Source organism: Rhizobium sp. S96, from assembly GCF_030382195.1.
Taxonomy (GTDB): Bacteria; Pseudomonadota; Alphaproteobacteria; order Rhizobiales; family Rhizobiaceae; genus Rhizobium.
On the sequence record NZ_JAUDRY010000010.1, the window covers coordinates 1 to 24916 of the forward strand.

The window sequence follows — 24916 nt, forward strand, 5'->3', positions numbered from 1 at the left end:
GCTTATACGGCCCCCACCCTTTCCAAGTCAACACACCCCAACAAAGTTTTTTGACATTTTTGTAACATGCTGATTCCATAGAGGGAATTTCCGGAGAGAGAGGATCGGGGTGAAACTGGCCGGGAATCGGGCGCCATTTCCTGCTTCCTGCCTCACGCGGGACGATCACCGATCGATCCCCACGCATTGAAACGGCCTCCGGGATGCTTGCGCGGCCCGAACCAATCGTTAGTTTGGCCGCCCAAAGCCTATCTATATAGAGGAATGAACCAATGCTTGTCCTGGACGAGAAACAGACGCGCGCCGCACTTGCCTGGCCGTCCTTGATCGAAGCGCTGGCTTCCATGTTCGAAAGCGCCTGCGTCACGCCGGTGCGCCACCACCATGACATGGAGGTTCCGGGCGAGCGCAATGCCACCCTGCTCCTGATGCCTGCCTGGGTGCCGGGTCGGTATGCCGGCGTGAAGATCCTTTCGGTTTTTCCTGACAACGCCCAGCGGGCGCTTCCGGCAATCTTCGGCACCTATCTCCTGTCTTCGGCCAAGACCGGCGAGATGCTGGCCGCGATCGACGGCGGCGAGCTTACCGCCCGGCGGACCGCGGCGGCCTCGGCGCTCGCGGCCCGCTATCTCGCACACCCAAATGCCAGAGAACTTCTCGTCTGCGGCACGGGTCGACTCTCCATCAATCTTCTCCAGGCGCATGCGGTGACGCGCCCGCTCGAACGCTTCCGTATCTGGGGACGAAACCTGGAGAACGCCGAAGCGATTGCCGCCGAGGCGCGCGCGCTCGGACTTCAGGCAGAAGCCGTCGTCGATCTGGAGGCCGCGGCGCGCACCGCCGACATCATTTCCTGTGCGACCCTTTCCTCGGAGCCGCTCGTTTCCGGCGAATGGCTGAAGGCCGGGGCTCACCTTGATCTTATCGGCGCGTTCAAGCCGAGCATGCGTGAGAGCGACGATATGGCGATCAGCCGATCCAGCGTTTTTGTCGACACCCGCGCTGGGGCGCTCACCGAGGCGGGCGATATCGTGCAGCCGCTCAAGAGCGGCGTGTTGACGGAGGCCGCGATCAAGGCAGAGCTCGCCGAACTCGTCACGGGTGCGCATCCGGGCCGAACCAGCAGCGAGGAGATCACGCTTTTCAAATCGGTAGGGGCCGCGCTCGAGGATCTGGCGGGCGCCGTCCTCGCCTACGAGACAATCCGGGCCTGAACGTCGATGCGCTCTCTGCCGGACCTGCCGGTTTCCCATGTCCTTCCCGATATCGCGGCCGCCCTTGCGACCCGCGCACGCGCGGTCTTGTCCGCTCCGCCCGGCGCCGGCAAGACGACGCTTGTTCCACTCTATCTACTGGATCAGGGCTGGCGGGGCGACGGCCGGATCATTCTCCTTGAACCGCGCCGACTGGCGGCGCGCGCCGCGGCCGGCCGGATGGCGGCCCTGCTGGGCGAGCAGGTTGGCGAGACTGTCGGCTACCGCATGCGACTCGACAGCCGAATCTCCGCACGAACACGGATCGAGGTGGTCACCGAGGGCGTGTTTGCCCGGATGATTCTCGACGACCCGGAGCTGGCCGGCGTTTCGACCGTCATTTTCGACGAGTTCCACGAGCGTTCCCTCGACGCCGATTTCGGCTTGGCGCTGGCGCTCGACGTGCAAGCGGCGCTGCGCGAGGATCTCCGGATCCTGGTCATGTCGGCGACGCTGGATGTGGCGCGGATCGCCGACCTGCTCGACCACCCGCCTGTCATCGAGAGCATGGGGCGCAGCTTCCCGATCGATATCCGCTATCAGGACAGGCCGGGCGGCGAGCGTATAGAAGACGCCATGACGCGAGCGATCGCCGAGGCCCATCAGAGCGAAAGCGGCTCGATCCTCGCCTTTCTGCCCGGTCAGGCCGAGATCGCCCGCACGGCCGAGCGACTGGAAGGTCGTTTCGGAAGCCAGACGCTGATCGCACCGCTCTACGGAAATCTTTCGCAGAAGGAACAGGACGCGGCCATTCGGCCTGCCCTGCCCGGGACACGCAAGATCGTGCTGGCGACGTCAATCGCCGAAACCTCGATCACTATCGACGGGGTGCGGATCGTCATCGACAGCGGCCTGCAGCGGCTACCGGTGTTCGAGGCTTCTACGGGCATTACCAGGCTGGAAACGGTGCGCGTCTCACGGGCTTCGGCCGACCAGCGGGCGGGTCGTGCCGGACGTACGGAACCCGGGATCGCCATTCGCCTGTGGCACCAGGGACAGACAGCAGCGCTGCCGGCCTTCACGCCGCCGCAGATTCTGTCGACCGATCTATCCGGCCTTGTACTCGACCTTGCCCATTGGGGCGTCCAGGATACGCGGTCCCTGGCGTTCGTCGACCAGCCTCCCGACACGACGCTCCAGGAGGCACGCGCTCTGCTGCGACAGCTGGGCGCGCTCGACAAGGACGGCACGTTGACGCCGCATGGCAAGGTGATCCGCGACCTGGCATTGCCGCCGCGGCTGGCGGCCATGGTGGTCGGCGCCGGCGAGACCGGCCATGCGCGCGATGCCGCCATGCTTGCCGTCCTCTTGACCGAACAGGGGCTGGGGGGCAGCAGCATCGACCTCGAGGACAGGATCCGGCGGTTCAAATCCGAACGCGGCGATCGCGCCGAAGCGTCTCGTCAGCTGGCGACAAGGCTTGCCAGGGGGCTTGATGTGACGAAGGCTGATGAGCCGAGCCTTGCCGGTCGTCTTCTATTGCATGCCTTTCCTGACAGAATTGCTCTGCAGCGCGACGGCAGGGGCCGTTTCGTCATGGCGAACGGTCGCGGCGCGGAGCTGCCCGAGACCGAACGACTCGCCGGCAGCCAAATGCTCGTGATTGCCGACCTGACCGGTCGAGCGGCCCAAGGCCGTATTCTCGCGGCCGCCGAGGTTTCGCGTGGCGATATCGAAGCCGAATTGCCCGGGGCAATCTCGACGGACGACCAGACCTTCTTCGATCGGCAAAGCCGGCAGGTCCGGGCGCGGCGCGCAACGCGACTCGGCGCGATCGTTTTCGATGAGACGCCCTTGCCCCGCCCGTCGGGCGCTTCCGTGACGCAGGCGCTTGCCGAGGGTATTCGAGATATCGGGCTCGACCAGCTTCCTTTCTCCAAGGAGGCATTGCAGTTGCGCGAGCGGCTGGGCTTCCTTCATCGTGGAATCGGGGCCCCATGGCCCGATATGAGCGACGAGGCGCTGCTTGGCCGGCTGGACGAATGGTTCGTTCCGTTTCAGGCAGATGCGCGCGGCCTCTCCGACATTTCGGCAGGCGGTCTTTCGAACGGGCTGATGGCGCTCGTTCCGCACGAACTGCAGCGAGATCTTGCGCGTCTGGCGCCAACGCACTTCGAGGCGCCGACGGGACAGCGTCATCCCATCCAGTATGATGGCGAAGAACCGACGTTGACGATCCGCGTTCAGGAGCTGTTCGGGCTGAAACAGCACCCGACGATTGGCGGCGGGCGTCTGCCGTTGCTGCTGGAATTAACCTCCCCAGCCCATCGCCCGATCCAGACGACCCGCGATCTGCCGGGCTTCTGGGCGGGATCCTGGAAGGACGTACGCGCCGACATGCGCGGTCGTTACCCCAGGCATCCCTGGCCGGAACGGCCCGATGAGGCCGCCCCGACGACAAGGGCAAAGCCGCGTGGTACATGAGCCGCAGAGAAGTTCAAGGAACGCTTCATGGTCGATCACGTCGAAAGCATGCCGGAAGAAGACAGACACAATAGCCGGCGCCTAAGGCTCCAGACGCTGATACGCCTCAGATGGCTTGCCGTCGGCGGCCAGGCGCTGACTGTTTTTATCGTCGCCTTCTGGCTGAAGTTCCCGCTTCCGCTGATCGCCAGCATCCTGCTGATCGTGGCGCTTGCCAGCGTCAATTTCTACCTGATGATCCGCTACCCGCCGACGCATCGCATCGCCCCGCAGGCCGCCTTCGCCTTGCTGGGCTTCGATCTTCTCCAGTTGTGCGCGCTGCTTTTCATTACCGGCGGGCTGGCCAATCCGTTCGCTGCGCTCGTTTGCGTGCCTGTTATCATCTCCTTTGCGTCACAACCGATCCGCTACAGCATGGTGCTGATCGTCATTGCGATGATCTGCATCACCATTCTCGCGGTGTCGCCGTTTCCGCTTCCTTGGTTCGGTGGCGTCGAGATCAATGTTCATACGGTGATGCAGTTCGGTGTCTGGTGCTCCATTGCCTCGACCATGGCCTTCGCCGCGTTCTATGCCTACCGAGTCTCGATGGAGGCAAGCCAGCTGGCGGATGCGCTCGCCGCAACCGAGCTCGTTCTGCAACGCGAGAAGCATCTGTCGCAGCTGGATGGACTAGCGGCTGCCGCTGCCCATGAACTTGGAACGCCGCTCGCCACCATCAGCGTCGTCGCGAAGGAAATGGAACGCGAGCTGAAGGACGACGATCGTTTTCGCGAAGACGTGCAGCTTCTGCGCAGCCAGAGCGAGCGGTGCCGTGATATTCTGAGGCGGCTGGCCACCCTCTCGGCAGAAGGGGAAGCGCATCTTCGCCGCCTCCCGCTCTCTTCAATGATGGAAGAGATCGTCGCGCCGCATCGCGAGTTCGGGATAAAGCTGGAACTGATCGAAAGGAGCGCCCGCAAGGGAGAACCGGTGACCGACCGCAATGCCGGCATCATGTACGGCCTCGGCAACCTCATCGAAAACGCCGTCGATTACGCGCGTGAGAAAGTTACCGTTACCGTTGAGTATGACCAGCGGAAGGTTCGCATTACCGTAGAAGACGACGGTGAGGGCTACTCTCCTGACATCCTGACCAGGATTGGCGAGCCTTACGTGACCAAGCGACAGCGGGAAGATCGCGCGGGGGGCCTGGGATTGGGGCTCTTCATCGCCAAGACGCTTCTCGAGCGCTCCGGTGCCTCGCTGAGCTTCGAGAACCGCGCGCCCGAAAGCGCCGGCGCCCGCGTTCGTGTCGAATGGCCGCGCATGCTGGTGGATGCGCATTCGACAAAATGACTGTATCAGCCTAATGAAAGAACAGCGAAACTGACTTATGTCAGGCGGATAGCGCCAGGATTGACGACGATGAGCGATGAGACATACGAGACTTCTTCAGCAACCGAGGACCACATCGGTCCGGATGCGAGCCTGTTGATCGTCGATGACGACGGCCCGTTTCTCAGACGTCTGGCGCGCGCCATGGAGACGCGCGGCTTTTCTGTCGAAACAGCCGAGTCGGTTGCGGAAGGCGTTGCCAAGTCGAAGAGCCATCCTCCGAAATATGCGGTCGTCGATCTGCGCCTCGGGGATGGGAATGGTCTGGATGTGATCGAGGCGATCCGGCAACGGCGCGACGACACACGCATTATCGTCTTGACCGGCTACGGCAACATCGCAACCGCAGTGACAGCGGTGAAGCTTGGGGCCGTCGACTACCTGGCAAAGCCGGCGGATGCCGACGACGTTTATGCCGCCCTGACGCAGCGCGCCGGAGAGAAAGCCGAGTTGCCGGAAAACCCGATGTCGGCGGATCGCGTGCGCTGGGAGCATATCCAGCGTGTCTACGAGATCTGCGAACGCAACGTTTCCGAAACGGCGCGGCGGCTCAACATGCATCGCCGCACCTTGCAGCGGATCCTGGCGAAGCGCGCACCCAAGTAAATCAATCCAGGTCGATCGGATCAGACGTCGTCGACGTCGAAAGGCTTGCCATTGGCCCATTCGGCCATCAGCAGGCGCTGGGCAGCGGCGCGCGAGAAGTTCAGGGTCACGGACTTGCGGGTCGCCGGAGCCAGCCGGTGTTCCGGTGCTTCGCGCAGCATATGCGCGCCGTACCCATCCGACAGGAAGAGACCGCACTCCTCCGGAAAGATATCGAGCGGCACATCCTTGTGAGTTGCGAAGAAAAGCCGGTCGCAGTGAAGGCGATATTCCGGCCATTTGCGATCCACCTTGAAGTCTTCGATCGAGGTCTTGATCTCGATGATCCAGATCTCGCCCTTCTCGGAAATCGTAATCAAGTCAGCGCGCCGGCCACTCGCCAGGGATAGTTCCGGCAGCACCGCGTGGCGCATCTCGTGAAGTAAAATCTGAGTCCCGCGGCGCACGAGCATGGCTCTGTCCGATTGCCGGCCATCTATTAACGGATTGTTATTGTAAACACTCAAAATCGTCATGGATAACCGTAGGGGTGACGCGCGCGTTGTTGCAAAAAAACAATGCGGTTCTAGTTTGCCGTTGCGTATTCGTTTTGCCGCACTGCAACAGCTTGCAAAGGCGAAGTTAATCGAAAATAAACCATAATCAAAGATGGTTCGAAAGAACGATCCTCCCCTGCTCCTTTACTATGAGACATCCATGCGCATCCGCAATGCAATTCCTGTATTCGGCCTGATCGCGACGCTCGCGCTGGCCGGTTGCTCCACCACTTCCGAAAGCGCTTCCGTGGAAAACAAGACCGCCGCTCCAGGGCCGACGGTCCAGACAGCGCAGATCTTCGACGACGCCTATGGGGTTACGTCGGATGCCGGCTACTCGCTTCCTGCGATCCCGATCCAGAAGGTGAAGCCACAGTTCCATCGCCAGGTTGTCTCCTACGAAACCAGCGAACGTCCGGGCACGATCATCGTGAACACCCGCGAACGCTTCCTCTACTACATCATGCCCGGCGGCAAGGCGATGCGCTATGGCATCGGCGTCGGCAAGCAGGGCTTTGCATGGGCCGGCACCGCCTACGTGGCCTGGAAGCAGGAATGGCCGACCTGGCATCCGCCGAAGGAAATGGCCGTCCGTCGCCCTGAGATCGCCAAGTACGTCGAAGACGGCATGGGTCCGGGCCTGAGCAATCCGCTCGGCGCACGCGCCATGTATCTCTTCAACGAACAGGGCCAGGACACCCTCTTCCGTCTACACGGCACCCCGGAATGGGCATCGATCGGCACGGCTGCCTCCTCCGGCTGCATTCGCCTCATGAACCAGGACGTCATCGACCTCTATAGCCGCGTCCGCCCGGGCAAGGCGACGTCCAAGGTCATCGTTATCCAGTAAGCTGGACCTGAAATCTGGTATAAAAAAGGCCGCCGAAACCAGGTTTCGGCGGCCTTTTTTATTCACTCCACCGGCAATCAGGCGGCCTGCTTCGCCTTCAGCTCGATACGGCGGCGATGCAGGACCGGTTCGGTGTATCCATTCGGCTGCTCCCGGCCCTTCAAGACGAGTTCGAGTGCGGCCTTGAAGGCGATCGAACCGTCGAAATCGGCTGCCATCGGATGGTAGAGCGAATCGCCGGCATTCTGCTGATCGACGACAGCCGCCATTTTCTTCATCGTCTCGACGATCTGGGCTTCCGTGACGACCTTGTGGTGCAGCCAGTTTGCCATATGCTGGGCGGAGATACGCAGCGTCGCACGGTCTTCCATCAGGCCAACGTTGTTGATATCAGGCACCTTCGAGCAGCCAACGCCCTGATCGACCCAGCGGACGACGTAACCCAGAATACCTTGTGCGTTGTTGTCCAGCTCGCGCTGAATCTCCTCCGGCGTCCAGTTCGGACGGACAGCAACCGGTACGGAGAGAATGTCGCTCAGCTTGGCGCGGGCGCGATCCTTCAAGCCCTTTTGAACTTGGGCAACGTTGACGCGGTGATAATGCGTGGCGTGCAGCGTGGCGGCCGTCGGCGACGGCACCCAGGCGGTGTTGGCGCCAGCCTTCGGATGAGCGATCTTCTGTTCCAGCATCGCCGCCATGAGATCCGGCATCGCCCACATGCCCTTGCCGATCTGTGCATGACCGGCCAGACCGCATTCAAGGCCGATATCGACGTTCCAGTTCTCGTAGGCGGCAATCCAGGCGGCCTGCTTCATGTCGCCCTTGCGGATCATTGGGCCCGCCTCCATCGAGGTGTGCATTTCGTCGCCGGTGCGGTCGAGGAAGCCCGTGTTGATGAAGACGACGCGCTCGCGCGCGGCGCGAATGCATTCCTTGAGGTTGACCGTCGTGCGGCGCTCCTCGTCCATGATCCCCATCTTGATGGTGTTGCGCGGCATGCCGAGCGCATCTTCGACGCGTGAGAAGATCTCGACAGCGAAGGCGACTTCCTCAGGCCCATGCATCTTCGGCTTGACGACGTAGACAGAGCCGGTGCGCGAATTCTTGCGGCGGCCATTCGGGCCAATATCGTAAAGCGCGATCATCGCCGTGATCATCGCATCCATGATGCCTTCCGGCACTTCGTTGCCATCGCGATCAAGGATAGCCGGATTCGTCATGAGGTGGCCGACATTGCGGATCAGCATCAGCGAGCGGCGATGCACTTCGAACGGCGCGCCATTCGGGCCGGTGTAGTCAAGGTCCGGATTGAGCTTGCGGATGAAGCTGGAGCCGCCCTTGGAGACCTCCTCCTGAAGATCGCCCTTCATCAGGCCCAGCCAGTTGCGATAGACCTCGGTCTTGTCGTCCGCATCGACCGCGGCGATGGAATCTTCACAATCCATGATCGTCGTGATCGCCGATTCAAGCCAGACGTCGGAAATGTGCGCAGCATCGCTCTTGCCGATAGCCGTCGAGGCATCAATGAGGATGTCGATATGGATCCCATTGTTCTTGAGCAGGATGCTGGTCGGCGCCGACGCCTCACCCCGATAGCCGGCAAAATGTGCTGGATCGGCCAGCGAGACATCTTCTCCGTCTGTCGATGAGATGGCGAGCGCACCGTCTTTGATTGCAAAGCCGGCAACGTCCTTCCAGCTCCAGTCGGCCAGCGGAGCGGCCGTATCGAGGAAATCGCGAACCCAGGCGATGACCTTTTCGCCACGCTTCGGATTGTAGCCCCTGCCCTTCTCGGCGCCGTCGCTTTCCGGAATTGCATCGGTCCCGTAGAGCGCATCGTAAAGCGAACCCCAGCGGGCGTTGGCGGCGTTCAGTGCGTAACGGGCGTTCATGACGGGCACGACAAGCTGCGGGCCGGCGATCGAAGCGATTTCCGGATCGACATTGGTCGTCGTCACCTGGAAGTCGGAACCCTCCGGAAGCAAATAGCCGATGTCGCGCAGGAAAGCCTGATAGGCCTCCATATCCGTCGGCGCACCATGCTGTCGGTACCAGTCATCGATACGCAGCTGGAGCGCATCGCGCTTGGCCAGAAGCTCGCGGTTCTTCGGCGCGAGATCATGAACGATCGCCGAGAAATCGGCGAAGAACTTGTCCGCATCGATACCAAGGCCGGGCAGCGCCTCCTCGACCAGAAAAGCGTGAAGGACAGCTTCGATCGCAAGACCGTTTTTATCGATGCGGCTCATACAGATATCTCCTCGGACAGTGGCAGCTTTTCGCATGCTGCCACTTTGCCCGGCTTTCATTGATAGTCAATTATGCAATAGTTCGAAAGATTTATGTCTATTATGGCAACACTCGGGGTGTGACACGCATCGGAAGGCCATTTTGCGGCTGCGTCGTCAACTTCTGAACGGGCCAAGGCTTGGTTTGCTCGGTCATATCAAATCGGAAACGATGCATCAGCACGGCCAGTGCAATCACCGCTTCCTGCAGCGCGAAGGTCGCGCCGATGCAGACGCGCGGGCCGGCACCGAACGGCAGAAACTGGAAACGGCCGATCTTGGTGCGGTTCTCCGGCAGGAAGCGCTCCGGCATGTAGGCGCGTGGCTTTTCCCAGTACAGTTCATGGCGATGCAGGGTCCAGGGCATGATAAGGACCGTGACGCCGGCTTCGATCTCTACGGTCTCGCCCTTGGCGTCCGTCCAGCGATCGGGAGCAATCGCGGCACGGTTGATTGATGGAGCCGGCGGATAAAGGCGTAAAGCCTCCTCGAACGCAGCGCGCGTGTACGGCATCAGGTCCAGCCATTTCACCGGCTCCACGCCGGTTGCCAGAACGCGGTCGATTTCCTCTTCCATTGCGTCGCGGATATGCGGTGTGTTGGCGACACAATAGAGTGTCCAGGCCAGCGCGCGCGCCGTCGTTTCATGGCCCGCGCCGATAAAGGTCAGGATGTTGTCTTCGATCTCGGCATTGGTAAGGCCGCCGCTCGCGGCCTGATCCAGCAGCAGGGTTAGAAAGTCCTCGGGCGTCGTCGCCCGATCGGCCTGCATGCGCCGAAGGCGGGCATCCATCGTCTCGCGGACGATGTTGCGAAACTTGTCCAGCACCTTCTGGCCACCAATACGGGTAATGCGCGGAACCCAGGACGGCGCCCGCAGGAGATCCATGGGATCAACGCGGCCCATGCGATGGAGAAGCGCATTCACATCATCGGCAAAGCTGTCGGAAGAGGTGACGATTTCACCGGAAAACAACGTGTCGGCCAAGATGGCGAAGGTGAGTTCGGCCATATCGCTGGCGACGTCGAACGTCTGCCCCGTGCTATCAGCCGTTTCATATTTGCGCGCATACTCCTCCGATTGGCGAAGCATCTGCCCAGCAAAGCCGTTTGCATGGCGCGGCGTAAAGACGGGGGCGACCGCCTTTCGAGATCGCTTCCAGACCTCGCCCTCGGCCGTCAGCAACCCGTCGCGAAGGATCGGGCGCAGAATAAGCTGGCGGATATCGGACATGCGATAGTTCGCAGCGTTGTCGACGAGGACATGCTTGATCAAGCCGGGATCGTTGACGATCAGCGTGCTTTCCCGGAAGAAGCGCGTCTTGATCCACGGCAGCGTGTAGGAAGGCTCACCCCACAGTTCGAGCGGGTTGCGCAGAATGGTACGGATGATTTCAAGCCGGCTCGGCGGCGCCGTGCGCGGAACGGGCGCTGGCGGAACGAACGGATCTGGACGCATGTCCATATGATACAAGCCTTTCGCGGAAGATTGTCGCCCTCCCGGTAAGGCTAGAACTAGAGCAGGCGCTCCAGCTCGTCCAGTTTGTCGTTGATCAGCCAGCCGTAATAGTTCTCTTCCGGCCAGACGGTCTGTCCAGAGGCACGGTTCTTGGCCGCGAGTGCCGCCGCGCGCTGGCGCGAATTGCCGAGATTATAAAGCGTTGCGGTGAGACCCGGATTGTTGGAGATATCCATGCCGGCAATCTGCTTGTAGTCGTCGATCGAACGACGAACGGCGGCAGCAACAAAGGCCAGCGAGATATCTGGCTGCATGATCGCCTTATAGACGCTGCCTGCGTCCTTTTCGTTCAGCTTTTCATAGCCCGATACCTTGGTGACGAGATCGGAGAGCATCAGCGCCGTCAGCGGGTTGATCTGGCCAAGGCCAAACGTCTGGCCGGCGTAGAACGGCTGGAAGAACACCGCACTGAAACGGTTGTCCGGGAAGCTCTTGCCATCGACGGTCTTGCCGCGGAAATCACGTTCCCACACATCCTCGCGGCAGCTCCACAGAGTATAGGAATCAATCTTGCCATTGCACTCGGCAAACTGCGGCCGCTTGATGAAATCATCGACGTCTTCGCCGCCATAGGCGAAGCGGAAGCTTTCGCCGGCATAGGATGCCGCCTTCACGTAGTAAGACTGCAGCCGGTCATAGGCATCGACATTATAGGTGTGCTCGCCGACGATGGCGCCGATGACGTGGATCGGGTCGACGCCGTAGGCAGCCGATACCTTCTTGATCTTGGCCATCAGCTCATGATCGGTGGCAAGAAGCTCGTGGACCTTGTCATACTTGCGGTCGAATGACGTCTTCGTGCCTTTGGTGCGGCGCACGGAGGCGCCCGGCACGCTCGGCTGTTCGGCATTGCGATTGCCTGGCGGCACCACCTGCATCGAAAAAGCGGGCGCCGCGGTGAAAACCGTGGCGGCAATCAGAAGGCTTGTCAGAAGGCGTCGCACGATCAGCGTTCCCATCGTTCCTGGCATTGGTCGGCAAGCGCGCTGACTGGACCACAATCTTGGCCGAATAATGCTGGCGCTGACAACAAAACGGGCCCTTCACTAAAAAGTAAAAGGCCCGTTGTCGAGAGTTCAGATGGTCAAAGTGCCGGCATCAGCTCAGTAAAGACGAAGACCGATGCTTCGGCATCACAGGATGAAACGCGACAGATCCGTGTTCTGCGCGAGATCGCCGACATGCTTGCGAACATATTCGGCATCGATGGTTACAGCGGTGCCCCCGCGATCCGGTGCATTGAACGAAATTTCGTCCAGCACACGCTCCATTACCGTCTGCAGACGGCGGGCACCGATGTTTTCGACCGACGAGTTCAGGTGAACAGCAACATCGGCCAGAGCGTCGATGCCATCATCGGTGAACTCCAGCGTCAAGCCTTCCGTCTCCATCAGCGCCTTGTACTGCCGGATGAGGCTGGCTTCGGTTTCCGTCAGGATGCGGCGGAAGTCTTCCTTGGTCAGCGGGCGCAGCTCGACGCGTATCGGCAGGCGGCCCTGCAATTCCGGCAGCAGGTCCGACGGCTTGGAGACGTGGAAGGCGCCCGATGCGATGAACAAGACGTGGTCGGTCTTCACCGGCCCGTACTTGGTCGACACCGTGGTGCCTTCGACCAGCGGCAGCAGGTCGCGCTGCACGCCTTCGCGCGAAACGCCGGCACCCATGCCGCCATCACGGGCAGCGATCTTGTCGATCTCGTCGAGGAAGACGATGCCGTCGTTCTCGACAGCCCGCACCGCCTCACGCTGGATGACCTCGTTGTCGATCAGCTTGTCCGACTCGTCGCGGATCAGGTCTGTATAGGAGGCCTTGACCGTCGTGCGAACTTTCTTCGTGCGACCGCCCATGGCCTTGCCGAACATTTCCGACAGGTTGATCATGCCGATGCCGCCCTGCATGCCGGGGACATCGAAGCCGCCCATGCCGGTGCTGGTATCGGCCACTTCGATGTCGATTTCCTTGTCATCAAGCTCACCGGCACGCAGCTTCTTACGGAAACTGTCGCGTGTCGCTGGCGACGCGGTCGAACCGACCAGCGCGTCAAGCACGCGTTCCTCGGCGCTCATATGCGCCTTGGCCTCGACCTCGGAGCGCTTCTTTTCACGCGCAAGGCCGATGCCGACCTCGACCAGATCGCGAATGATCTGCTCGACATCGCGGCCGACATAGCCGACTTCGGTGAACTTGGTGGCTTCGACCTTGATGAACGGGGCGCCGGCGAGCTTGGCGAGACGTCGGGAGATCTCCGTCTTGCCGACGCCGGTCGGGCCGATCATCAGGATGTTCTTGGGCATCACCTCATCGCGCAGGCTCTCATCGAGCTGCTGGCGACGCCAGCGGTTGCGCAGCGCAATGGCCACGGCGCGCTTGGCGTCATGCTGGCCGATGATATGACGGTCCAGCTCGGAGACGATTTCTCGGGGAGAAAAATTGGTCATGGTATCCTCTTGGCTTTCCTGTTCCGGCCGGCCTCTATCGGCCCGGCCCACAGGACCCTTTTTGCAAGATGGTCGTTATTCGGCGTCGAGTGTTTCGACCACGAGGTTGTGGTTGGTATAGACGCAGATGTCTGCGGCGATATCGAGGGCGCGACGGGCGATTTCTTCGGCGGACTTGTCACTGTCCATCAGCGCGCGAGCGGCGGCGAAGGCATAGTTGCCACCGGAACCGATCGCGATGGCGCCGTGTTCGGGCTCCAGGACATCGCCGTTGCCGGTAATTGCCAGCGTCACCGACTTGTCGGCGACCAGCATCATGGCTTCGAGATTGCGCAGGTACTTGTCGGTACGCCAGTCCTTGGCGAGCTCGACGGCGGCGCGCATCAGTTGACCGGGATATTGCTCGAGCTTCTTTTCCAAACGCTCCAGCAACGTGAACGCATCGGCTGTGGCACCCGCGAAGCCGGCAATGACGTCGCCCTTGCCGATACGGCGCACCTTGCGGGCATTGCCCTTCATGACGGTCTGGCCGAGGCTGACCTGACCGTCGCCCGCCATGATGACCTTGCCGCCCTTTCGAACTGTAATAATCGTTGTCATCGAATACACCTTAGCCCGTCAGGCGGGCTATTACCTCGGGCCGCACATCGGCCCTGTTGAGCCCTATGTAAGTTGGCAAATGCCGATTGCAATTGGCTTCGATTTCTCCCGTCGCGCTTCTGGATATTTCGCGGCTTGCCTGATAAGGAACCCGCGTATTTCCGCATGGAGCAGCCACATGGCCGAGATCGCATCAAGCCGCACGGGATCCGTGTCCCGCAAGACGAACGAAACTTCGGTATCCGTTTCCGTCAATCTCGACGGCACCGGTAAAGCGAAGATTTCGACGGGCGTCGGCTTCTTCGATCATATGCTCGACCAGCTGTCACGACATTCGCTGATCGATATGGAGATCGAGACCAAGGGCGACCTGCATATCGACGACCACCACACCGTCGAGGACACCGGTATCGCGATCGGTCAGGCCATCGCCAAGGCACTTGGCGATCGTCGTGGCATCACGCGCTACGCGTCAATCGATCTCGCCATGGACGAGACGATGACGAAGGCCGCCGTCGATCTTTCCGGTCGTCCGTTCCTCGTCTGGAACGTTGCCTTCAGCGCGCCGAAGATCGGCACCTTCGATACCGAACTCGTTCGCGAGTTCTTCCAGGCCCTGGCCCAGAACGCCGGCATCACCTTGCATATCTTGAACCATTATGGCGCCAACAACCACCATATTGCCGAGACATGCTTCAAGGCCGTTGCCCGCGCATTGCGCACGGCGACAGAGATCGATCCGAGGCAGGCGGGCCGTGTACCCTCGACGAAGGGCACGCTCGTCTGAGCCCCTTCAGGGAGCTTGACGATATGACTTCCAGCTATCTGGTTCTGACGGCTCCCGGCGGAGCCGATATCGCCCACGAGAAAACGCGGATCATCCGCGACGGCTTCACCGTACTCGGTTTTCTCTTTCCCTGGATCTGGCTTGCCGCTCACCGCCTTTGGCTGCACGCCGTTGCCGCCTTTCTCCTGCAGAGCCTCGGCGGGGCGCTGATGGATCAGCCCGGACTTTGGCCGTTGGGCGTCGCTATTTCCTTTGGCACGAGCCTTTTGGTCGCGCTCGAGGGGCAGAACGCCCGTATTCGCCACCTGCTCTCGAAGGGCTGGGAAGAGGATGCGCTTGTCTCCGCCGATTCGCTCAGCGTGGCGGAAGAGATCTATTTTTCTGAAATTCAGACCGATCTGGATAGCGATAGCCGGGTCCCCTCGCCGCACTGGAACAGTGCGTCCCGTGGCGACCGCGGCAACGCCACATCACTCGGTCTCTTTGGTTTTGATGGAGGACGCTGATGCGCGTCGCAATTATCGACTACGGTTCGGGCAATCTGCGCTCGGCAACAAAGGCCTTCGAACGTGCCGCCCGCGAAGCCGGTATCGATGCGGTCATAGACCTCACGGACAAGGCCGAGAACGTTGCCGCTGCTGATCGCGTGGTGCTTCCCGGCGTCGGCGCCTATGCCGACTGCCGGCGCGGCCTCGATGCCGTTCCCGGCATGACGGAGGTGCTGATCGAAGCGGTCGAGAAGAAGGCCCGGCCTTTTCTCGGCATCTGCGTCGGCATGCAGCTGATGTCCTCGCGTGGACTGGAGAAGACAACGACCGAAGGTCTTGGCTGGATTCCCGGCGATGTCGTCAAGATGACGCCGGACGATGCCGACCTGAAGATCCCGCAGATCGGCTGGAACACGCTCGATCTTCAGCGCGCTCATCCCGTTTTTGACGGAATTCCGACCGGGCCGGACGGGCTGCACGCCTATTTCGTTCATTCCTACCATTTGGCCGCTCAGAACCCCGAGGATGTGATCGCAACGGCTGGCTACGGCGGACCGATCACCGCCTTTGTCGGCCGCGACAACATGGTGGGTGCCCAGTTCCATCCGGAAAAGAGCCAGAAACTCGGCCTCGCCCTGATTGCCAATTTCCTGCGCTGGAAGCCCTGAGCTCGCGCTTTCCAAGGACAAACAGAATGATCCTATTTCCCGCCATCGACCTCAAGGACGGCCAGTGCGTTCGGCTCAAGCTCGGCGACATGGAACAGGCCACGGTCTATAATCCAGACCCGGGCGCACAGGCGAAAGCCTTTGAGGACCAGGGTTTCGAATGGCTGCATGTCGTTGACCTGAACGGCGCCTTCGCCGGCGAAAGCGTCAATGGCGCGGCCGTCGACGCAATCCTGACGTCGACGAAGAATCCGGTTCAGCTCGGCGGCGGCATTCGCACGCTCGATCATATCGAAAGCTGGCTGTCCCGCGGATTGACGCGCGTGATCCTCGGCACCATTGCCGTGCGCAATCCGGAGCTGGTCATCGAAGCCTGCAGGAAATTTCCGGGCCATGTCGCTGTCGGCATCGACGCCAAGGGTGGCAAGGTGGCCGTCGAGGGATGGGCCGAGGCGTCCGAACTGGGGATCGTCGAACTAGCCAAGAAGTTCGAAGGCGCCGGCGTTGCCGCGATCATCTACACCGATATCGATCGCGACGGCATTCTGACCGGTATCAATTGGGATTCGACACTGGAACTCGCAGACGCGGTGTCCATTCCGGTGATTGCCTCCGGCGGTCTGGCCTCAATCGACGATGTGAGACGCATGCTTCGTCCGGACGCCAGAAAGCTCGAAGGTGCCATTTCGGGCCGGGCGCTCTATGATGGCCGGATCGATCCCGCGGAAGCTCTGGCATTGATCAAGGCGGCACGGGCAAAGGAGACTGCGCAATGACCCTCAAGGCTCGTGTCATTCCCTGCCTCGACGTCAAGGACGGCCGCGTCGTCAAGGGCGTCAATTTTGTGAACCTTGTCGATGCCGGCGATCCGGTGGAAGCGGCAAAGGCCTATGACGCCGCAGGCGCCGATGAACTCTGCTTCCTCGACATCACCGCGTCCTCGGACAATCGCGAGACGATCTTCGATGTCGTGGCGCGCACGGCCGAGCAATGCTTCATGCCGGTCACCGTCGGCGGCGGTATCCGCACGATTGCCGACATCCGCAAGCTGCTGCTTTGTGGCGCCGACAAGGTGTCGATCAACTCGGCCGCCGTCAGCAATCCTGACTTCGTGGCCGAGGCCGCGGACAAGTTCGGCGACCAATGCATTGTCGTCTCTATCGACGCCAAGCGCCGGCTGACACAGGCTGTTGGCGGCGACAATATCAGCGCCTGGGAGATCTACACGCATGGCGGCCGCAACGCGACCGGGATCGACGCGGTGGACTTTGCCCGCAAGATGGTCGAACGCGGCGCCGGCGAGCTGCTGGTCACCTCGATGGACCGGGACGGAACAAAAGTCGGCTACGATCTCGAACTGACGCGGGCGATCGCCGATGCGGTCAGCGTTCCCGTCATCGCCTCTGGCGGCGTCGGCGATCTCGATGATCTAGTAGCCGGAGTCAAGCAAGGGCACGCAACGGCCGTTCTTGCTGCCTCCATCTTTCACTTCGGCACCTATTCCGTCGGCGAAGCCAAGCGCTATATGGCTTCCAACGGCATCGCCATGCGTCTCGACTGAGCTTGAAAGCAAAGCCATGAACCAATTTACCCTGTTCGACCTGGAAAAGATCGTTGAAGAGCGGTCAAAAGCCTCGCCGGAGGAGTCGTGGACCGCAAAACTGGTCGCAGCCGGGCAGCCGAAAGCGGCGAAAAAGCTTGGCGAAGAAGCTATTGAAGCCGTAATGGCTGCCGTGACCGACGACCGCAGCAACCTCACCTTCGAGGCTGCTGACGTCCTTTATCACCTATTGGTCGTATTGAAGGTTGCGGGGATTCCGTTGCAGGATGTCATGGCGGAACTTGAGCGTCGTACCGCTCAATCCGGCCTCAAGGAAAAGGCCAGTCGGCAAAGCTGATGAGCATCGCACGACAGATTACGGGAGCGACTGAAGCGCTCGATCACTTCCAGGCGAATTCGTATTCGCCCTACCACTTCTTTTCATCGGACGAATGGGCGCGCTTCCGGGCCGATACGCCGTTGACGCTCACGGCGGACGAGGTGAAGCGTCTGCGCTCGATGGGTGACCCCATCGATCTCGATGAAGTGCGGCGCATCTACCTGTCGCTGTCGCGCCTGCTTTCGGCGCATGTGGAATCGTCGCAATTGCTGTTTGAACAGCGCAACCGCTTCCTCAGCCTCTCCAATGTGGCGAAGACACCCTTTGTGATCGGCATCGCCGGTTCCGTGGCCGTGGGCAAATCCACGACGGCGCGCATTCTGAAAGAACTGTTGCGTCGCTGGCCTTCCAGCCCGAAGGTCGATCTGGTAACGACGGACGGCTTTCTCTATCCAAACGCCGTGCTGCAGCGTGAAAACCTGATGCAGCGCAAGGGCTTTCCCGAGAGCTACGACACAGGAGCAATCCTTCGCTTCCTGGCAGCGATCAAGGCAGGGCAGCCGAATGTAAAGGCGCCGTCCTATTCGCACTTGGTCTATGACGTGCTGCCGAACGAGCACAAGATCATCGACCGCCCTGATATTCTGATCTTCGAGGGCATCAACGTGCTGCAGTCGCGCGACCTGCCTGCGGGCGGCAAGATCGTGCCGATGGTCTCCGACTTCTTCGACTTCTCGATCTACATTGACGCGGAGGAAAGCCGGATTCATAACTGGTACGTCACGCGTTTCATGCGACTGCGAGAGACGGCGTTTCGCGATCCGAATTCGTTCTTTCACCGCTATGCCTCGATTAGCGAGGAAGAGGCGATTTCGATCGCCGAGGGCCTCTGGGAAAACATCAATCTCAAGAATCTGCGCGAGAATATCCTGCCGACCAGGCCCCGCGCCGATCTGATCCTGCGCAAGGGACAGAATCACCTCATCGAGCAGGTTGCGCTTCGAAAGCTCTAGAGAGTGACGCGGCGTAGCGTCAGATTGATGCGGCCGCCGTTCTTCAACAATGTCGACGTTGCAGGGTAAATGCGATCCACGCCGTGAAAACACATCCGACCCGCGGAACCCAGCACGACGACATCGCCACTCGAGAGCCTCAGGGATAGCGTCTTGTCGGTGCGTTGCAATCCACCGACACGGAACAGGCAGGTGTTGCCAAGCGAGATCGAAACAACGGGCGCAGCGAGATCCTGTTCGTCCTTGTCCTGATGCAGCCCCATGCGCGCGTCATCCGAGTAGAAATTGACGAGACAAGCCTGCGGCGGCTTGCCGTAGCCAGAAAGGTCGCTCCAGATATCCAGAAGCTCTTGCGGCAGATCCGGCCACGGCCTGCCGGTTACCGGATGCGTTGGCTGGTAACGATAGCCACGCTCCTTGTCCGTGACCCAGCCGAGCGGGCCGCAATTGGTCATGCGCACAGACATCGGTTTTCCCGTACCTGGCATCACCGGCACGAATAGCGGTGCCTCGACGACGATCGCGCGGATGATGTCGACCAGTGCCTCCTGCCTTGAACGGCTCAGATATTCCGGACTGTGACGAACACCATTCGGCAGCTGCAGCATGTCAATCTCCGGCTGGGCGCCCGCGCATCTTCTTGACTTCGGAGCGACCCGATTTCGCCTTGAGCCTGCGCTCCACCGAGCCCTTGGTCGGTTTGGTCTTTTTGCGTGGCGGCGGCGGCGGCTTGGCGGCATCGAGGATCAATTCCTTCAGCCGCTCGCGCGCATCCTCGCGATTGCGGTCCTGGCTGCGGAAACGGCTGGCCTCGATCATCAGGACGCCCTCCTTCGAGAGGCGCCTTCCCGCAAGCTTGATAGCGTTTGCCTTCACTCGCTCGTTGAGCGCGGGCGAGGCCTGGATGTTGAAGAACAGCTGAACGGCTGTGGAGACCTTGTTGACGTTCTGGCCGCCCGGACCGCCCGCCAGAACAAACTGTTCCGTCAGCTCCCACCCTGCGATGGTGATTCGATCGTTGATGTAGAGCGGGTCGCTGGCCATGGGATGTCTATCTCATATCGCCGGCTGCTTGGAAACAAGCAAAACCCGGCCTCTCAAGGCCGGGTTTCACGTGAATCATCAATGCGTTGTTGCTTATTTACTCAGCCGCGATCCGAAAACCCGGGGCCGCATCGCGCACCCCGCCATCGACATGCTCCTCGAACTTGGCGAAATTCTCGATGAACATGGCAACGAGCTTCGCTGCCTGCGCATCGTAGGCGACCGGATCCTGCCAGGTCGAACGCGGATCCAGAATGCCGCTATCGACGCCCGGCACCGCAACGGGAACGCCGAAACCGAAGTTCGGATCAGCCCGCAGATCGGTCTTGCCGAGGTCGCCGGAAAGCGCGGCGGCGAGCAGCGTGCGCGTTGCCTTGATCGGCATGCGCTTGCCGGTGCCATAAGCGCCGCCGGTCCACCCGGTGTTGACCAGCCAGCATTCGACACCGTGACGACCAATAAGGTCCTTCAGCAGATTGCCGTATTCCGAGGGGTGGCGCGGCATGAAAGGCGCGCCGAAGCAGGTCGAGAACGTTGCCTCCGGCTCCGTGACACCACGCTCGGTACCGGCCACCTTGGCGGTGTAGCCGGAGAGGAAGTGGTACATTGCCTGGTCCGGCGTTAGCTTGGCGATCGGCGGCATCACGCCGAAGGCATCGGCCGTCAGCATGATGATCGTTTTCGGGTGGCCTGCGAGGCCGGTTTTCGAGGCATTCGGAATGAAATCCAGCGGGTAGGCGCAGCGCGTGTTTTCCGTCAGCGAGCCATCATCGAAATCGGGCTCGCGAGCGGAATTGAGTACGACGTTTTCGAGAACCGTCCCGAAACGCTGCGTCGTTGCATAGATTTCCGGCTCTGCTTCCGCCGAGAGACGGATTGTCTTGGCGTAGCAGCCACCTTCGAAATTGAAGATGCCGTCCTCGCCCCAGCCGTGCTCGTCGTCGCCGATCAGCGTGCGGGAAGGATCTGCCGACAGTGTCGTCTTGCCGGTGCCCGAGAGTCCGAAGAATACGGCCGCATCGCCATCCGGCCCAACGTTTGCCGAGCAGTGCATCGGCATGACGCCCTTTGCCGGCAGGAGGTAGTTGAGCACGGTGAAGACCGACTTCTTCATCTCGCCGGCGTAGAACGTGCCAGCAATCAGGACTTCACCATTCGTGAGATCGCAGGCGATGACCGTCTCGGTGCGGCAGCCGTAGCGTTCGGGATCAGCCTTGAAGGTCGGAAGATTGATGATGGTCAGCTTCGGAACGAAGCCTTCCAGCGTCGAGCGCTCCGGACGGATCAATAGGTTGCGGATGAAAAGCGAGTGCCAGGCAAGCTCTGTGACGACGCGTGTCGGCAAGGCGTTGTTTTCATCGGCGCCACCGATCAGATCCTGAACGAACAAGTCCTTCCCGGCTGCATGCGCCAGCATATCCCGCTTCAGCAGAGCGAAATTCTCCGGCGACATCGGCTTGTTGTTGTCCCACCAAATCTGGCCGTCCGTGTTGGCATCGCGAACGACGAACTTGTCACGTGGGGACCTGCCGGTGTGCTGGCCAGTCAGGGCGCGCAAGGCTCCATGAGCGGTGAGTTCGGCCTCGCCCCGGCGAATCGACTCTTCATAGAGGTAGGCGGCGGTAAAGTTATAGCGAGCGCTATTTGCGCTCCCCAAACCGATCGTCGCCAGCTCTATCGCCGGGTTGTGGACTCCGAACAGCTCCATGGTCTTTCCCTTCCCTTGAGGCTCGTGCCGTTAAGAAACTGAGCGTGACCGTACGGGCAGGATTTTTAAAACGCAATAGGCCGAAATCAATAAAATATAGTAATATCAATTATTTAATCGATTTAAATTATTGCCGATTATTTTAAATCGTTTGAATTCGGCTAGGCAGGTTCAATTTGTCGCACAACCACAAGCTGTCTTCAAAACTTTGAAACAATCCTCCCCTTTATCTTTGCCACAATTTGTTCCACCTTTATCCCCATAAGCGCATCCGGTTCAGAGAGGCCGGCTAGGGGACCTTGAAATTCCTGGAGACGCGCATAGATGACGGAGACGAATACCATGCCGACAATCGCGCTCGTTGATGACGACCGCAACATCCTCACTTCAGTATCGATTGCGCTGGAGGCAGAAGGATATAAGGTCGAGACCTACACGGATGGCGCTTCGGCCCTCGATGGTCTTCTCGCACGGCCGCCGCAGCTGGCCATTTTCGACATTAAGATGCCGCGCATGGACGGCATGGAGCTGTTGCGCCGCCTGCGCCAGAAATCAGACATGCCGGTGATCTTCCTCACCTCGAAGGACGAGGAGATTGATGAACTCTTCGGCCTGAAGATGGGCGCCGACGACTTCATCACCAAACCTTTCTCGCAAAGACTGCTGGTCGAGCGCGTTCGCGCCGTGCTGCGCCGTGCATCCAGCCGCGAGGCCGCGGCTGCAGCCGGCGGCGTTGCGCCGAAGCCGGGCGCGGCCCAGCTCGCGCGGTCTCTGGAACGTGGTCAGCTGGTGATGGACCAGGAGCGGCACACCTGCACCTGGAAGGGCGAACCGGTGACGCTAACGGTTACCGAGTTCCTGATCCTGCACTCGTTGGCTCAGCGTCCAGGCGTCGTAAAAAGCCGCGACGCCTTGATGGATGCTGCCTATGACGAGCAGGTCTATGTCGACGACCGAACCATCGACAGCCACATCAAGCGGCTGCGCAAGAAATTCAAGATGGTCGACACTGACTTTGATATGATTGAAACGCTCTACGGAGTGGGGTACCGCTTCCGCGAAGCAGCCTGACGCCCGAGCGGTGCGGCATACGAGAATTGTAGAGAGCTGAGTTCGCGACCTGCGGACCGCTCTCCGAAAGGGCCTGTCGTTGGCACAGTTGGTGCAGGAAAGGGATCTGGATGACGTGGAGGGCGTAAGCGGCCGCCGCGTCAGGGGAAGGCGTTGGTCGCATCCCTTTACGATCATCCGCCGGATCTTCGGCAATGCGGTCTTTTCCAGCCTGACGCGCCGCATTCTTTTCTTCAATCTTGCGGCGCTGGTCGTTCTCGTCGGCGGCATTCTCTACCTCAACCAGTTCCGCGAGGGGCTGATTGACGCTCGTGTCGAGAGCCTCTTGACGCAAGGTGAGATCATCGCGGGTGCCGTCTCGGCCTCGGCCTCGGTCGACACCAACTCGATTACCATCGATCCCGAGAAGCTGCTGGAACTGCAGGCCGGACAAAGCATCACGCCTGTTCCAAACGACGAGGACCTCGAGTTCCCGATCGATCCGGAGAAGGTGGCGCCGGTGCTGCGCCGGCTGATCTCCCCTACCCGCACACGTGCCCGCATCTTCGACGCCGATGCCAATCTGCTGCTCGACTCGCGCCACCTTTATTCGCGCGGGCAGGTACTGCGCTTCGATCTGCCGCCCGTCGAGGATCAGGAGCAGACCTGGGGCGAATGGTTCACGACGATTTTCAATAAGGTGCTGCAACCCGGTAACCTGCCCCTTTACAAGGAAGCGCCCGGCGGTGACGGTTCGATCTATCCGGAGGTCATGAATGCGCTGACGGGTGTCCGCGGCGCCGTCGTGCGCACCACCGAGAAAGGCGAGTTGATCGTTTCGGTCGCGGTGCCGATTCAGCGCTTCCGTGCTGTGCTTGGCGTTCTTCTCCTGTCGACCCAGGCGGGTGACATCGACAACATCGTCCATGCGGAACGCCTGGGCATCATGCGCGTGTTCGGTGTTGCGACGCTCGTCAACGTGTTGCTCTCGCTGGTGCTGTCTTCCACGATCGCAAATCCGCTGCGCCGCCTGTCGGCTGCCGCCATCCGCGTCCGCCGCGGCGCCAAGGAACGCGAGGAAATTCCTGATTTCTCGGCGCGCCAGGACGAAATCGGCAACCTGTCGATCGCACTGCGCGAGATGACGACTGCGCTTTACGACCGCATCGACGCGATTGAGAGCTTTGCCGCCGATGTCAGCCATGAACTCAAGAACCCGCTGACATCGCTGCGCAGCGCGGTCGAGACATTGCCGCTCGCGAAGTCGGACGATTCAAAGAAGCGTCTCATGGATGTTATCCAGCACGACGTGCGCCGCCTCGATCGCCTCATCAGCGATATCTCTGATGCCTCGCGCCTCGACGCCGAGCTCGCCCGTGTCGACGCCGGATCAGTCGATCTTGAGATCCTGCTGCGCGATCTCGTCGACGTGTCGCGCCAGATCCACAACCGCAAGAAAGAGGTTCAGATCGAATTCGCGATCGAGCGGAAGCCTGGTGTGAAAACCCGTTTCGTCGTCAATGGGCATGACCTGCGCATTGGCCAGATCATCACCAACCTGATCGAAAATGCGCGCTCCTTTGTCGCCGACCATGAAGGCAAGATCACTGTCAGGCTGGTGCGGACCCGCTCGCGCTGCATTGTCTATGTTGAGGACAACGGTCCTGGTATACAGGCCGAGGATATCGATCGCATCTTCGAGCGCTTCTACACAGACCGCCCCGAATCCGAAGGATTTGGCCAGAATTCCGGCCTCGGGCTTTCGATCAGCCGGCAGATCGCCGAAGCACATGGCGGCTCGCTGCGGGCGGAAAACATCATCGATGCGGAAAGCGAGAAGGTCGTCGGCGCTCGATTCATTCTCGCCCTGCCCGTCGACACGACCGCATGACCGACGCGCCGTCTAACATCCACGCCACCGCTATTGTCGTCGGCAAGACCGGCCTTCTGTTCCTCGGGCCATCAGGGTGGGGGAAGTCAATGCTTGCCTTCACCTGCATCGCCGAGGCGCAACGGATGAATATCTCTTCCATGCTTGTCGCGGACGATCAGGTGCTCATCTCCCGGCGCGGCGAAGACGTGATCGCGCGATGTCCACCGACGATCGCCGGGCTCATCGAACTTCGCGGAACCGGCATTGTCCGGGTGCCGCATATCGACGAAGCGCGGATGCACTATGCGGTCCTGCCCGGCAACGTTACAGGGGAGGATCGCGTTCCGCCTGCAAATGAACGGTCGGTGATCGCTGAGGGCATCGACCTCCCGGTCGTTCGATTGTTGGCCACCGCACCGCTTCCCTTGGCTGTCCTGATGGCAGCGCTGCCCGATATTGGACGATAATGCCTCTCAAATCAGCAAATCCGGCCCATAAAGTCGTATTTTTGTCT

24 protein-coding genes are annotated in these 24916 nt (G+C 60.7%); 15 read left to right on the forward strand and 9 right to left on the reverse strand.

Features of this window, described 5'->3' with window-relative positions; genetic code table 11:
- The first annotated feature begins 272 nt into the window (after positions 1–272).
- The 4 genes from lhpI (at position 273) to QTL94_RS12295 (ending at position 5660) form a co-directional block, all read left to right on the forward strand.
- Positions 273–1214, forward strand: a complete 942-nt coding sequence (lhpI, locus tag QTL94_RS12280; RefSeq protein ID WP_289801755.1) for a bifunctional Delta(1)-pyrroline-2-carboxylate/Delta(1)-piperideine-2-carboxylate reductase — start codon at positions 273–275, stop codon at positions 1212–1214.
- Positions 1215–1220: 6 nt separating this feature from the next.
- A complete protein-coding gene (gene hrpB / locus QTL94_RS12285) occupies positions 1221–3677 on the forward strand; it encodes an ATP-dependent helicase HrpB (protein ID WP_289801756.1) in 2457 nt (818 codons plus the stop codon).
- Positions 3678–3704: 27 nt separating this feature from the next.
- A complete protein-coding gene (locus QTL94_RS12290) occupies positions 3705–5015 on the forward strand; it encodes an ActS/PrrB/RegB family redox-sensitive histidine kinase (protein WP_289801757.1) in 1311 nt (436 codons plus the stop codon).
- A gap of 69 nt (positions 5016–5084) precedes the next feature.
- Positions 5085–5660 carry an ActR/PrrA/RegA family redox response regulator transcription factor gene (locus tag QTL94_RS12295; protein ID WP_065690660.1) on the forward strand — a complete coding sequence of 192 codons (576 nt, stop codon included), beginning with the start codon at positions 5085–5087 and terminating at the stop codon, positions 5658–5660.
- Positions 5661–5680: 20 nt separating this feature from the next.
- On the opposite strand, the gene QTL94_RS12300 is transcribed toward QTL94_RS12295, so the two are convergent.
- Entirely contained in the window at positions 5681–6175 is a 495-nt protein-coding gene (locus QTL94_RS12300; protein WP_065690645.1) for an MmcB family DNA repair protein, read from the reverse strand.
- Positions 6176–6356: 181 nt separating this feature from the next.
- Between QTL94_RS12300 and QTL94_RS12305 the strand changes: the two genes are divergently transcribed.
- Positions 6357–7046 (forward strand): L,D-transpeptidase, encoded by a 690-nt coding sequence (locus QTL94_RS12305; protein WP_289801758.1) that lies wholly within the window; start codon positions 6357–6359, stop codon positions 7044–7046.
- Between the two features lie 77 nt (positions 7047–7123).
- On the opposite strand, the gene QTL94_RS12310 is transcribed toward QTL94_RS12305, so the two are convergent.
- The 5 genes from QTL94_RS12310 to hslV all read right to left on the reverse strand — a co-directional run bounded on the left by QTL94_RS12310 (position 7124) and on the right by hslV (position 13891).
- A complete protein-coding gene (locus QTL94_RS12310; protein WP_289801760.1) occupies positions 7124–9295 on the reverse strand; it encodes a malate synthase G in 2172 nt (723 codons plus the stop codon).
- 100 nt (positions 9296–9395) lie between these two features.
- On the reverse strand, positions 9396–10799 hold the full coding sequence (locus tag QTL94_RS12315; RefSeq protein ID WP_289801761.1) for a cytochrome P450: 1404 nt from the start codon (positions 10797–10799) through the stop codon (positions 9396–9398).
- Positions 10800–10849: 50 nt separating this feature from the next.
- Positions 10850–11797 carry a DUF1402 family protein gene (locus tag QTL94_RS12320; RefSeq protein WP_289801762.1) on the reverse strand — a complete coding sequence of 316 codons (948 nt, stop codon included), beginning with the start codon at positions 11795–11797 and terminating at the stop codon, positions 10850–10852.
- A 189-nt stretch (positions 11798–11986) separates the two neighbouring features.
- Positions 11987–13291 carry an ATP-dependent protease ATPase subunit HslU gene (hslU, locus tag QTL94_RS12325; RefSeq protein WP_065690657.1) on the reverse strand — a complete coding sequence of 435 codons (1305 nt, stop codon included), beginning with the start codon at positions 13289–13291 and terminating at the stop codon, positions 11987–11989.
- Positions 13292–13366: 75 nt separating this feature from the next.
- Positions 13367–13891 (reverse strand): ATP-dependent protease subunit HslV, encoded by a 525-nt coding sequence (hslV, locus tag QTL94_RS12330; protein WP_065690642.1) that lies wholly within the window; start codon positions 13889–13891, stop codon positions 13367–13369.
- Between the two features lie 178 nt (positions 13892–14069).
- On the opposite strand from hslV, the gene hisB reads away from it, so the two are divergent.
- Genes hisB through coaA form a run of 7 tightly spaced genes read left to right on the forward strand, consistent with a single transcriptional unit; the run spans position 14070 to position 18727 of the window.
- Positions 14070–14678, forward strand: a complete 609-nt coding sequence (gene hisB, locus QTL94_RS12335) for an imidazoleglycerol-phosphate dehydratase HisB (RefSeq protein WP_289801764.1) — start codon at positions 14070–14072, stop codon at positions 14676–14678.
- 23 nt (positions 14679–14701) lie between these two features.
- Positions 14702–15184: a DUF2628 domain-containing protein gene (locus QTL94_RS12340; RefSeq protein ID WP_289801765.1), complete on the forward strand. Its 483-nt coding sequence runs from the start codon at positions 14702–14704 to the stop codon at positions 15182–15184.
- Positions 15184–15834 (forward strand): imidazole glycerol phosphate synthase subunit HisH, encoded by a 651-nt coding sequence (hisH, locus tag QTL94_RS12345; RefSeq protein ID WP_289801766.1) that lies wholly within the window; start codon positions 15184–15186, stop codon positions 15832–15834. Before QTL94_RS12340 ends, hisH begins: the two co-directional genes overlap by 1 nt.
- Before the next feature lie 26 nt (positions 15835–15860).
- Positions 15861–16610: a 1-(5-phosphoribosyl)-5-[(5-phosphoribosylamino)methylideneamino]imidazole-4-carboxamide isomerase gene (hisA, locus tag QTL94_RS12350; RefSeq protein ID WP_289801767.1), complete on the forward strand. Its 750-nt coding sequence runs from the start codon at positions 15861–15863 to the stop codon at positions 16608–16610.
- Positions 16607–17395: an imidazole glycerol phosphate synthase subunit HisF gene (gene hisF, locus QTL94_RS12355; RefSeq protein WP_289801768.1), complete on the forward strand. Its 789-nt coding sequence runs from the start codon at positions 16607–16609 to the stop codon at positions 17393–17395. The genes hisA and hisF overlap by 4 nt, the downstream gene beginning before the upstream one ends.
- Before the next feature lie 16 nt (positions 17396–17411).
- The gene (locus QTL94_RS12360) at positions 17412–17732 is read left to right on the forward strand and encodes a phosphoribosyl-ATP diphosphatase (protein WP_289801770.1); all 321 of its coding nucleotides are present in this window, start codon (positions 17412–17414) and stop codon (positions 17730–17732) included.
- A complete protein-coding gene (coaA, locus tag QTL94_RS12365) occupies positions 17732–18727 on the forward strand; it encodes a type I pantothenate kinase (protein WP_065690635.1) in 996 nt (331 codons plus the stop codon). Before QTL94_RS12360 ends, coaA begins: the two co-directional genes overlap by 1 nt.
- On the opposite strand, the gene QTL94_RS12370 is transcribed toward coaA, so the two are convergent.
- The 3 genes from QTL94_RS12370 to QTL94_RS12380 all read right to left on the reverse strand — a co-directional run bounded on the left by QTL94_RS12370 (position 18724) and on the right by QTL94_RS12380 (position 21479).
- Entirely contained in the window at positions 18724–19335 is a 612-nt protein-coding gene (locus QTL94_RS12370; protein ID WP_289801773.1) for an alpha-ketoglutarate-dependent dioxygenase AlkB family protein, read from the reverse strand. The two genes, coaA and QTL94_RS12370, sit on opposite strands and share 4 nt — an antisense overlap.
- A gap of 1 nt (position 19336) precedes the next feature.
- Positions 19337–19771, reverse strand: a complete 435-nt coding sequence (gene arfB, locus QTL94_RS12375; protein WP_289801775.1) for an alternative ribosome rescue aminoacyl-tRNA hydrolase ArfB — start codon at positions 19769–19771, stop codon at positions 19337–19339.
- Between the two features lie 97 nt (positions 19772–19868).
- Positions 19869–21479 (reverse strand): phosphoenolpyruvate carboxykinase, encoded by a 1611-nt coding sequence (locus QTL94_RS12380; RefSeq protein WP_289801777.1) that lies wholly within the window; start codon positions 21477–21479, stop codon positions 19869–19871.
- Between the two features lie 342 nt (positions 21480–21821).
- On the opposite strand from QTL94_RS12380, the gene QTL94_RS12385 reads away from it, so the two are divergent.
- From QTL94_RS12385 to QTL94_RS12395, 3 genes are all read left to right on the forward strand, one after another.
- Positions 21822–22550, forward strand: coding sequence for a response regulator transcription factor (locus QTL94_RS12385; RefSeq protein WP_198928687.1), 729 nt, complete (start codon positions 21822–21824; stop codon positions 22548–22550).
- A 79-nt stretch (positions 22551–22629) separates the two neighbouring features.
- A complete protein-coding gene (locus QTL94_RS12390; protein ID WP_502944130.1) occupies positions 22630–24420 on the forward strand; it encodes a sensor histidine kinase in 1791 nt (596 codons plus the stop codon).
- Complete coding sequence (locus tag QTL94_RS12395; RefSeq protein WP_289801779.1) at positions 24417–24869, forward strand: HPr kinase/phosphorylase; 453 nt, start codon at positions 24417–24419, stop codon at positions 24867–24869. The genes QTL94_RS12390 and QTL94_RS12395 overlap by 4 nt, the downstream gene beginning before the upstream one ends.
- The last annotated feature ends 47 nt before the right edge of the window (positions 24870–24916 follow it).

Excerpts from the sequence above, each read along its gene's own strand:
- hisB (WP_289801764.1), top strand. The coding sequence starts at position 14,070 with ATGGCCGAGATCGCATCAAGCCGCACGGGATCCGTGTCCCGCAAGACG.
- QTL94_RS12385 (WP_198928687.1), top strand. The coding sequence starts at position 21,822 with ATGCCGACAATCGCGCTCGTTGATGACGACCGCAACATCCTCACTTCA.
- hslU (WP_065690657.1), bottom strand. The coding sequence starts at position 13,291 with ATGACCAATTTTTCTCCCCGAGAAATCGTCTCCGAGCTGGACCGTCAT.
- arfB (WP_289801775.1), bottom strand. The coding sequence starts at position 19,771 with ATGGCCAGCGACCCGCTCTACATCAACGATCGAATCACCATCGCAGGG.
- QTL94_RS12370 (WP_289801773.1), bottom strand. The coding sequence starts at position 19,335 with ATGCTGCAGCTGCCGAATGGTGTTCGTCACAGTCCGGAATATCTGAGC.
- hisF (WP_289801768.1), top strand. The coding sequence starts at position 16,607 with ATGACCCTCAAGGCTCGTGTCATTCCCTGCCTCGACGTCAAGGACGGC.
- QTL94_RS12315 (WP_289801761.1), bottom strand. The coding sequence starts at position 10,799 with ATGGACATGCGTCCAGATCCGTTCGTTCCGCCAGCGCCCGTTCCGCGC.
- QTL94_RS12380 (WP_289801777.1), bottom strand. The coding sequence starts at position 21,479 with ATGGAGCTGTTCGGAGTCCACAACCCGGCGATAGAGCTGGCGACGATC.
- QTL94_RS12290 (WP_289801757.1), top strand. The coding sequence starts at position 3,705 with ATGGTCGATCACGTCGAAAGCATGCCGGAAGAAGACAGACACAATAGC.
- QTL94_RS12300 (WP_065690645.1), bottom strand. The coding sequence starts at position 6,175 with ATGACGATTTTGAGTGTTTACAATAACAATCCGTTAATAGATGGCCGG.
- QTL94_RS12310 (WP_289801760.1), bottom strand. The coding sequence starts at position 9,295 with ATGAGCCGCATCGATAAAAACGGTCTTGCGATCGAAGCTGTCCTTCAC.
- QTL94_RS12395 (WP_289801779.1), top strand. The coding sequence starts at position 24,417 with ATGACCGACGCGCCGTCTAACATCCACGCCACCGCTATTGTCGTCGGC.
- hslV (WP_065690642.1), bottom strand. The coding sequence starts at position 13,891 with ATGACAACGATTATTACAGTTCGAAAGGGCGGCAAGGTCATCATGGCG.
- hrpB (WP_289801756.1), top strand. The coding sequence starts at position 1,221 with ATGCGCTCTCTGCCGGACCTGCCGGTTTCCCATGTCCTTCCCGATATC.
- QTL94_RS12360 (WP_289801770.1), top strand. The coding sequence starts at position 17,412 with ATGAACCAATTTACCCTGTTCGACCTGGAAAAGATCGTTGAAGAGCGG.
- QTL94_RS12305 (WP_289801758.1), top strand. The coding sequence starts at position 6,357 with ATGCGCATCCGCAATGCAATTCCTGTATTCGGCCTGATCGCGACGCTC.
- lhpI (WP_289801755.1), top strand. The coding sequence starts at position 273 with ATGCTTGTCCTGGACGAGAAACAGACGCGCGCCGCACTTGCCTGGCCG.
- QTL94_RS12340 (WP_289801765.1), top strand. The coding sequence starts at position 14,702 with ATGACTTCCAGCTATCTGGTTCTGACGGCTCCCGGCGGAGCCGATATC.
- coaA (WP_065690635.1), top strand. The coding sequence starts at position 17,732 with ATGAGCATCGCACGACAGATTACGGGAGCGACTGAAGCGCTCGATCAC.
- hisH (WP_289801766.1), top strand. The coding sequence starts at position 15,184 with ATGCGCGTCGCAATTATCGACTACGGTTCGGGCAATCTGCGCTCGGCA.
- QTL94_RS12295 (WP_065690660.1), top strand. The coding sequence starts at position 5,085 with ATGAGCGATGAGACATACGAGACTTCTTCAGCAACCGAGGACCACATC.
- hisA (WP_289801767.1), top strand. The coding sequence starts at position 15,861 with ATGATCCTATTTCCCGCCATCGACCTCAAGGACGGCCAGTGCGTTCGG.